Annotated in this window: 12 protein-coding genes; 6 read left to right on the top strand and 6 right to left on the bottom strand. The window is 43.7% G+C overall.

Annotation, left to right across the window (positions count from 1 at the left end; all coding sequences use genetic code 11):
• Window positions 1–89 precede the first annotated feature (89 nt).
• The 3 genes from F6J94_RS26540 to F6J94_RS26530 form a co-directional block, all read right to left on the bottom strand.
• On the bottom strand, window positions 90–299 hold the full coding sequence (locus tag F6J94_RS26540; protein ID WP_293045683.1) for a hypothetical protein: 210 nt from the start codon (window positions 297–299) through the stop codon (window positions 90–92).
• Between the two features lie 49 nt (window positions 300–348).
• Window positions 349–771 (bottom strand): hypothetical protein, encoded by a 423-nt coding sequence (locus F6J94_RS26535; RefSeq protein WP_293045681.1) that lies wholly within the window; start codon window positions 769–771, stop codon window positions 349–351.
• A gap of 257 nt (window positions 772–1,028) precedes the next feature.
• Window positions 1,029–1,523 carry an allophycocyanin subunit alpha-B gene (locus F6J94_RS26530; protein ID WP_293045677.1) on the bottom strand — a complete coding sequence of 165 codons (495 nt, stop codon included), beginning with the start codon at window positions 1,521–1,523 and terminating at the stop codon, window positions 1,029–1,031.
• Window positions 1,524–1,547: 24 nt separating this feature from the next.
• Between F6J94_RS26530 and F6J94_RS26525 the strand changes: the two genes are divergently transcribed.
• The 5 genes from F6J94_RS26525 to F6J94_RS26505 all read left to right on the top strand — a co-directional run bounded on the left by F6J94_RS26525 (window position 1,548) and on the right by F6J94_RS26505 (window position 4,385).
• Complete coding sequence (locus F6J94_RS26525) at window positions 1,548–1,670, top strand: hypothetical protein (protein WP_269087059.1); 123 nt, start codon at window positions 1,548–1,550, stop codon at window positions 1,668–1,670.
• Window positions 1,671–1,693: 23 nt separating this feature from the next.
• Window positions 1,694–1,846, top strand: coding sequence for a hypothetical protein (locus tag F6J94_RS26520; protein WP_293017404.1), 153 nt, complete (start codon window positions 1,694–1,696; stop codon window positions 1,844–1,846).
• Between the two features lie 115 nt (window positions 1,847–1,961).
• The gene (gene rlmD / locus F6J94_RS26515; protein ID WP_293045674.1) at window positions 1,962–3,347 is read left to right on the top strand and encodes a 23S rRNA (uracil(1939)-C(5))-methyltransferase RlmD; all 1,386 of its coding nucleotides are present in this window, start codon (window positions 1,962–1,964) and stop codon (window positions 3,345–3,347) included.
• Between the two features lie 16 nt (window positions 3,348–3,363).
• Window positions 3,364–3,489 carry a hypothetical protein gene (locus tag F6J94_RS26510; protein WP_293017402.1) on the top strand — a complete coding sequence of 42 codons (126 nt, stop codon included), beginning with the start codon at window positions 3,364–3,366 and terminating at the stop codon, window positions 3,487–3,489.
• A gap of 449 nt (window positions 3,490–3,938) precedes the next feature.
• On the top strand, window positions 3,939–4,385 hold the full coding sequence (locus F6J94_RS26505; RefSeq protein ID WP_293017401.1) for an anti-sigma regulatory factor: 447 nt from the start codon (window positions 3,939–3,941) through the stop codon (window positions 4,383–4,385).
• Between the two features lie 12 nt (window positions 4,386–4,397).
• Here F6J94_RS26505 and F6J94_RS26500 read toward each other — a convergent pair whose 3' ends face one another.
• Complete coding sequence (locus F6J94_RS26500; RefSeq protein WP_293017400.1) at window positions 4,398–4,682, bottom strand: DUF6439 family protein; 285 nt, start codon at window positions 4,680–4,682, stop codon at window positions 4,398–4,400.
• An 81-nt stretch (window positions 4,683–4,763) separates the two neighbouring features.
• Between F6J94_RS26500 and F6J94_RS26495 the strand changes: the two genes are divergently transcribed.
• Complete coding sequence (locus tag F6J94_RS26495; protein WP_293017399.1) at window positions 4,764–5,207, top strand: DUF2203 domain-containing protein; 444 nt, start codon at window positions 4,764–4,766, stop codon at window positions 5,205–5,207.
• 34 nt (window positions 5,208–5,241) lie between these two features.
• On the opposite strand, the gene F6J94_RS26490 is transcribed toward F6J94_RS26495, so the two are convergent.
• Both F6J94_RS26490 and F6J94_RS26485 read right to left on the bottom strand, forming a co-directional pair.
• Window positions 5,242–6,576: a heterodisulfide reductase-related iron-sulfur binding cluster gene (locus F6J94_RS26490; protein WP_293045671.1), complete on the bottom strand. Its 1,335-nt coding sequence runs from the start codon at window positions 6,574–6,576 to the stop codon at window positions 5,242–5,244.
• 276 nt (window positions 6,577–6,852) lie between these two features.
• A partial coding sequence (locus tag F6J94_RS26485; RefSeq protein WP_367142275.1) for an FAD-binding oxidoreductase occupies window positions 6,853–7,539 on the bottom strand: 687 nt, incomplete at its 5' end.

Below are 7,539 nucleotides of genomic sequence, written 5' to 3'. Positions count from 1 at the left end.
AGTTATCATCACACCAGAAGGAGCAGTTCAAATTAAACTGCCCCAGACAGATTAATAGTGTTTATTGTTTAAGGTTAGAAGGTTTAAGGTTAGAAGGTTAGAAGGTTAGAAGGTTTAAGGTTAGAAGGTTGAAGGTTGAAGGTTAGAAGGTTAGAAGGTTGAAGGTTGAAGGTTAGAAGGTTAGAAGGTTGAAGGTTAGAAGGTTGAAGGTTAGAAGGTTGAAGGTTAGAAGGTTTAAGGTTTAAGGTTAGAAGGTTAGAAGGTTTAAGGTTGACGACTCGGATATCGCCATTACCCATTACCCATTACCCATTACCAAAAAAACGACACTCATTTCTATCAACATGGCTATATAATTGCTATTAGTAACTGATTTAGTAATAACCCTACACTAAAACCTGTTAGAGAAACCCCACAGATAATCCAGAAAGCCTGCCATTCACCGTATCCTTCTGTTTGAAGATCTAATCTGGTTAAGGCAGCAGCAGCAATCAGCACCAGGATACGGCTAGAATAATGAATCCAGCGCAGGATGATAACGCCTAGGAAAGAGCTGAAAATTACGGAAACAAAAGCTTTGGTATCAGATTTCATCCAAGTCCCGTACAATTTTCTAATCTGATACACTGGAGCAGTTATAGCCAAAGCCATCAACAAGATATAAACGGCTCCGATCAGCCAGAGCCATACCGATACGTTAAATAAGGAATGATGTGATCCTGATGTAGTCTGTTCTACCCAACTCAATTCCTGACATTCAACAGATATCATCCAGCCAAAAATACTATGGCTTAACAGAAGAATTGATAATGGAAGCCAGGGTAGTTTTTTGATTAACCACATGTAATTTAAAGAATCCCACGACTACAATGCGTGGGATTTGAGGTCATTAATCATTAGTCTTTTGTTAATTGCTAATTGCTAATTGTTAATGGTTAATTGTTAATTTACCATTGACAATTAACCATTGGCTATTTTTAGATGACCAATGACTAATGACTAATCACCAATGACTTAGGACTAATGACTTAGGACTTAGGAGACATTGCTTGAATAATGTAATCGAAGAAAGGAGCTGTCAGCTCAGCCTCCTCGTCGGTTAGGATTCCCAAAGATGCCTCTTTTAAGCAATTTATCGCTTCTGACATCCCTGCCATTGGCACACCTAGGGCATTATACATTTCTCTTGCCCCGATGATACCAATGTCTTCAATAGGTTTCTGATCACCAGCAAGTACACCATAGGTGACCAACCGCAAGTACCAACCATAGTCCCGTAAACACTGATTCCGTTCACGCTGACCATAGGCATTGCCTCCTGGTGCTATGAAGTCAGGGCGTTTCTGCCACAGCTGACTGCTGGCTTTTTGTACAATCTTTTTTTCATTCTCCGACAGGGTGGCAGCAATGCGCAATCGCTGCTCACCACTTTGCAAAAAATCATTGATACTTCTGAGTTCACCAGAGCTGAGGTATCTCAGCTCGTCGTCGGCTTTGAGAATGACTTGACTAACTACACTCATGTTATTAGTTTATGGAGTTTTTTATTGAGTTACTCAGGCGATTCATCCCAAGCTAAATTACAGATTTTAGCTCGGGACTTCTTGCCAGAACTTTTAATTAGTAGTTTACCGACTTTGGGTGACACAACGGAAGGGCATTGGGCATAAGATCAACAAATAGAGCAAAACCCATGCATGCTTGCATCGATAGTCTCTTTCCCCTCTTACCCCATCCTTTACATTCCCTTGAACTATCCGTTGCCCCCTCTTGCCATCTCAAGCTGGCATTACAACAAAACTATCAGGATTTACGCAAAAACGCTATAACTACTAGGATACCTTAATAATACACCCTACAGGTAGCGAAGGGTGCGCCGACCTGAGGGGGTTTCCACCATGAGCGACTGAATCCGATCTCACTACTCCCTACTCCCTACTCCCTGTTCCCTTTGCTATATAATGCCAATGATGATAACTAATCAGCCCAGCCCTGAGTGTTGGCAACAAGGTCAACTGATTGAGGTAATGATTACAGACCTCAGTGATAGTGGTGATGGCGTTGGACGCCTAGGAAATCGGGTCGTTTTTGTTCCGGATACTGTCACAGGGGATAGAGCTTTGGTGCGCCTGATGCGGGTCAAACCTAACTATGCCACTGGTAAGTTACACCAACTGTTAGTGGAATCCCCTAATCGTGTTCGTCCCCGATGTATCGTCGCGGATAAGTGTGGTGGTTGTCAATGGCAGCATGTTAGCTGGGATTATCAGAAGTTGGCTAAGCAAAATCAGGTGATTCAAGCCCTCAAACGCATTGGTGGATTTAGCGAACCCGCCGTAGCACCAATCTTAACCACAGATTCTCCCTTGGGCTATCGAAACAAAGCTACCTATCCCCTCAAACGCTCAGCAACGGGTTCAGTTCAAGCGGGTTACTACCAAAAAGGTAGCCACCAGCTGATTAATCTTAATCAATGCCCCGTGCAAGACCAGCGATTGAATCCTCTGCTAGGGGAAATTAAGCAGGATATTCAGCAATTGGGTTGGTCGATATACAACGAAAGCCGCCACCAAGGACGATTGCGTCACCTTTCGTTACAGATTGGACAACGGACTGGCGAGATGTTGCTGACCTTGGTCACAACGGATCTGAATTTAAAAGACTTGGATGTCCAAGGGCAAACTTGGCTAAATCGTTATCCCCAACTGGTTGGTGTTTGTGTGAATCATAACCCCCACCGCAGTAATGTCATTTTTGGTTCCCAAACCTATTGTGTTGCCGGTCAGCCATACTTGAGGGAGAACTTTGCTGGTCTTGAGTTGCGGCTGCGACCAGATACGTTTTTCCAAGTTAATACTGAAGCGGCTGAGGTTTTGTTAAACCTAATCATTAAACAGCTAGCCCTGAAAGGCGATGAATGTGTAGTTGATGCTTACTGTGGCATTGGGACGTTTACTCTACCCCTTGCTCAACAGGTAAGCCAAGCTATCGGTATTGAAGTGCAAGCCGCATCAGTAGAGCAAGCTGAGCAAAATGCCTTGAACAATGGGATCACTAATGTGAAATTTCAGGCGGGATCAGTTGACCAGTTACTCCCCCATTTGACTATAGCCCCAGATATTGTAATACTTGACCCACCCCGTAAGGGATGTTCTCCGGCAGTGATTGACATCCTCAGGCAAGTGGCACCAAAACGGATCGTTTATATCAGCTGTAAGCCAGCTACCCTAGCACGAGACCTCAAACTCCTTTGCCTCAACGGTTACTACCAGTTAACCCACATCCAACCTGCTGACTTCTTTCCTCAAACCTCCCATGTAGAATGTGCTGCTTTTCTCGAGCACTGATATTGGCGTTGCCCAATTGTGGAACACCCAAGCATCATCCCTGATTGGTGATGGGGAATTATTGGTGATGGGGAATTGGCAGCTTACCCAACGGTTGCACGGCCATATAAATAGTTTCTTTATGTATAGTCTTTATGTATAGTCTCAATTATCTACATCAATTATTTACCTATTTGACAGGTATTTCATGAGGAAATTACCCAGAAGGGTCTGGTCTGGGCGAAAATTTTCTGATACTATAGACGTAGGGAATCAGAAATAAACAAGGTTACAGAATATGAGTAACGCTAAATGGCTATTATAGCGCTGTTTAGGCATTTTTGCCATTGAGCTGATAGGTAAAGCAGCGACATTAGTGAAAAACCTATTGAACTAATTAACAGAATAATTAACCATATAGAGGTTGTAGTTTAGCTATGCTAGCAGGAATCTTCATGTTTGAATATAGAAGCCAACCTCAAGAAATCGAGAGTTCCTAGTCCAGTTATCCCTGAGCACGATTCAGCCGTGCTTAGGGGTAAACCGATAAAAATCAGGTATCTAGCCTCCTATTATATCAAGTCCACCAAAAAAAAGCTAGGGGTTTCTTGAGTGATTGCCACATCTTTGAGTCCGGCTGAGTGCGGTTGGGAAACGGTTAGCTTTGCTTCTACCCTTTACCTTTGCCCGATCCTCGATTTGCTTCTTGAACAAATTCCCAATAAATGGCAACCGGAACTCCGGCTGGGATTACAAGAAGCATTAGTGAATGCAGCAAAGCACGGTAATAATTTAGACCCAAGTAAGACCGTAGAGGTTCAATTTTCAGTAGTCAATGGTGAATATTGGTGGGTAATTTCAGATGAAGGGTCTGGTTTTACCCATGGTGACGACCAAGAGACTACCGACGTTAGCCTACCCTGCGATGAATCAGAAAGCGGTAGGGGCATGAGCCTCCTTCACCAAATCTTCGATCAAGTCCTCTGGAATAACCAGGGAACGGAAATTAGGCTTTGTAAACAAGTGAAGCATCCCTCTAAGCGCCCTCTATTTTCCTAATCCCCTATTTCCCTAAGGGTGGCGTTTCCCATGAGTTGGACACGGGGGAGCTGAAATAGAGCGGTCTAGCCATCCAGAGGCTTGGCGCAATCGTTCAAGGGCTTCTTCTGGATGTTCATTGAGCAGAAATACCAAAGCAGCAGCAGCCTGCTCACTGGCTCGGGCGGAGCGATTAGACTTGAGGCGATGCCAATCATTGGGTCTGATCGCCAAACGCTCTGCTAAGGCTTGAGCCAATTCCAGAGTGCTAGGTTCGATCTTAGCATCAGTTTTGGGGAATTGGATGGATTCAGGCATTGTTTTTTGAGTGCTGAGTGGGGGAGTGTGTCAGTGCTGACTAACTCCCAACTATTTTAACCTAGGATTTAGGATTGCTATATGCCTCCAGAATCGTTTGATTCATCTTACCGTAATTCAGCAAAAAATAGAGAGGATCAACAAGATGTTGCTGAGTTTGAAGAGGAATTGGGTCAGATAGAGCGATCGCTTAATACTCTCAAGAAACGTTATACTCAGGTGCAGCGGGATCAGCGACAGCAAGCTCAACTCCAGGAGCGTCGAGAGCAAGTTAGGAAAGACTTGCGCAAGACTAAAAGTAATCAGACTAATAGTAATAAGACTAAAACTACTAATACTAAAACTAATCGACAAGCCCTAAAGGCTGAGTTAAGGCAAATCCAGGAACAACTGGAAGTCCTGGAGCTGAATTTAGAGAGTCAGTTGTTTTCTTGGCATAGTCTACGGGAACCGTTTTGGCATGGGGTGCGCTTTGGGGGATTGGGTTTGGTGATTGGTTGGATACTTAGGTCTTGTGTGAGTTAGTTACTTGTTGACAGTTGTTCTTGTGTGCCTAAAGCTAAATTCCTAATCCTCGTATCGAATAATCCAGTAACTCCATCGGATGCATTAAGGTAATGTCTTTTCGTTGCAGCTTCAAATGCTTCTTGATCTGCAATGAACAGCCTGGATTCGGGGAAGCAATCAACTCTGCCCCAGTATTCAATAAATTATTCACCTTTTGTTGTCCCAGCTCATCCGCTACTTCCGGTTGCAGCATGTTGTAAACTCCAGCACTACCGCAACACAAGGCGGCATCCATCGGTTCCCGTAAAGTCACTCCTGGAATTTGCCGCAATAACTGTCGCGGTTGTACACTAATCTTCTGTCCATGTAATAGGTGACAAGCATCCTGATAGACAATAGTCAATGGCTCATCCCTAAGCGGTGAAAGGGTTGCAGTTAGTCCCACACTAGCTAGAAATTCCTGGGCATCCCTCACCTTACCCGCAAATTCCTGAGCTTTTTGGGCATACTCGGGGTCATCTTCCAGGATGTGACCATACTCCTTCAAGGTATGACCGCAGCCAGCAGCATTAATAATGATGGCATCAACTTCTGTCCCCTCAAAACTATCAATCATCTGTCGTGCTAAGGCTTGAGCTTGCTTGGTTTCTCCTTGGTGTTCTGGCAAAGCGGCACAACAGCCCTGAGTTTTGGGAATCACCACTTCACAGCCATTGGCGGTCAACACCCTGACTGTTGCTTCATTCACTGGGGAGAAAAACAACCGTTGCACACAGCCAAGTATTACCCCTACCCGGTAACGCTTCTTACCCACAGCGGGAATAACATCGGGCAAATTATCCCGAAACGACTCTAGAGTAACCTTTGGCAGCATTGACTCCATGGCTGCTAACCGAGGAGATAGCAGTTTGAGCCAATTCGTAGAGCGCACTAATTTCTGCACGCCCAAGGTCTGGTAGAGATATAAAGGAAACAATAATGAACGCAATCGCCCCGGATAGGGAAACAAGCTAAAAATTAGCTGTCTAAACATCCAATCTGGAAAACTACGAGGCTGATTTCGCTGAACTTGATGACGAGTGGCGGAGATTAGTTTATCGTACTCAACCCCAGATGGACAAGTTGTCACACAAGCTAAACATCCCAAACAAGAATCAAAATGTTGTGTACTCCCCTCGGCCAGGGGAGCTTGCCCTTGACTAATTGCATTCATTAAATAGATCCGACCCCGAGGGGAATCCATCTCTTTGCCAAGCACCCGGTAACTTGGACAGGTGGAAAGACAAAAGCCACAATGAACGCAGGAATCAATCAATTCCTGCTTGGGCGGTTTTTCAGCATCAAAACCATTTTGCTTATTCGTGGTTAGTTGTTGGATATTGGTCATTTTTAAAGGTTTAAGGTTGTAAGGTTGAAGGTTTAAGGTTTAAGGTTGAAGGTTTAAGGTTGTAAGGTTGAAGGTTTAAGGTTGTAAGGTTTAAGGTTGTAAGGTTTAAGGTTTAAGGTTTAAGGTTTACTGGTGAATGGTGAATGGTGAATGGTGATTGGGAATTTATCATTTATGATTGATATAGCGTTTATGATAGTTATAAGATACTTTCAAGTTTTTTACCCCGACTTCCGACTCCCGACTCCCGACTCCCGACTCCCTAAAACCCATAAATCAAATTCCTCCAATAAATCGACCAGGACTTAAAACATTTTCTGGGTCAAACTTTTGTTTAATTCCACGCATTACCTCTAATCCATTACCTTGATATCCCCAAACATCTAACTCCTGCTTCAAGGTTATGGGAGCTTCTAATACTGTCATAAATCCTTGTTCAGTTTTACAAAAATTGCGCATATTTTTAATCATTTCTGAACTAAATGCTTTGGATTCAAACCACACTTTACCTAAGCCACTTCTAACATGAATCAATCCCAATCCTCCTAAGCTTTCCAAGGTGTTCAATGTCTTAGCCGCAGCAGTTGGTAATACTCCTATTTTGCAGACAATTGTTGAGGATTGTCCCAATTTCCCAATTGAGTTTGCTAATGATTCCCATAGACTCGTGTCATCCCCGTTACTATAAAAACTATTCCGTAACCCTAACTGTTCCGCAACTGACTGTATTCGAGCACATTGCTCCTTGACACTGTCTGCTACACTTTGGAACCTTACCATCAATCCCATCTCCTGACCAATCCCTAATTCTGTGACTAACTTAGGGGATAATAAGTCTAGTGCTGTGGGAGTCAAGGCTGAGGCTAATACTGTTTTTACAGCTGAGGCAATTCCATCCATTTCACCTGTCAACACAATAGTTTCTGCTGCTTGTGGTATTGGATATAGCCGAAAGGTTGCCTG

It is taken from the genome of Moorena sp. SIO1F2 (assembly GCF_010672755.1).
Classification (GTDB): Bacteria; Cyanobacteriota; Cyanobacteriia; order Cyanobacteriales; family Coleofasciculaceae; genus Moorena.
Note: the sequence above shows the minus strand (reverse complement) of the source record. Positions and strands in the feature narration are given on the sequence as shown.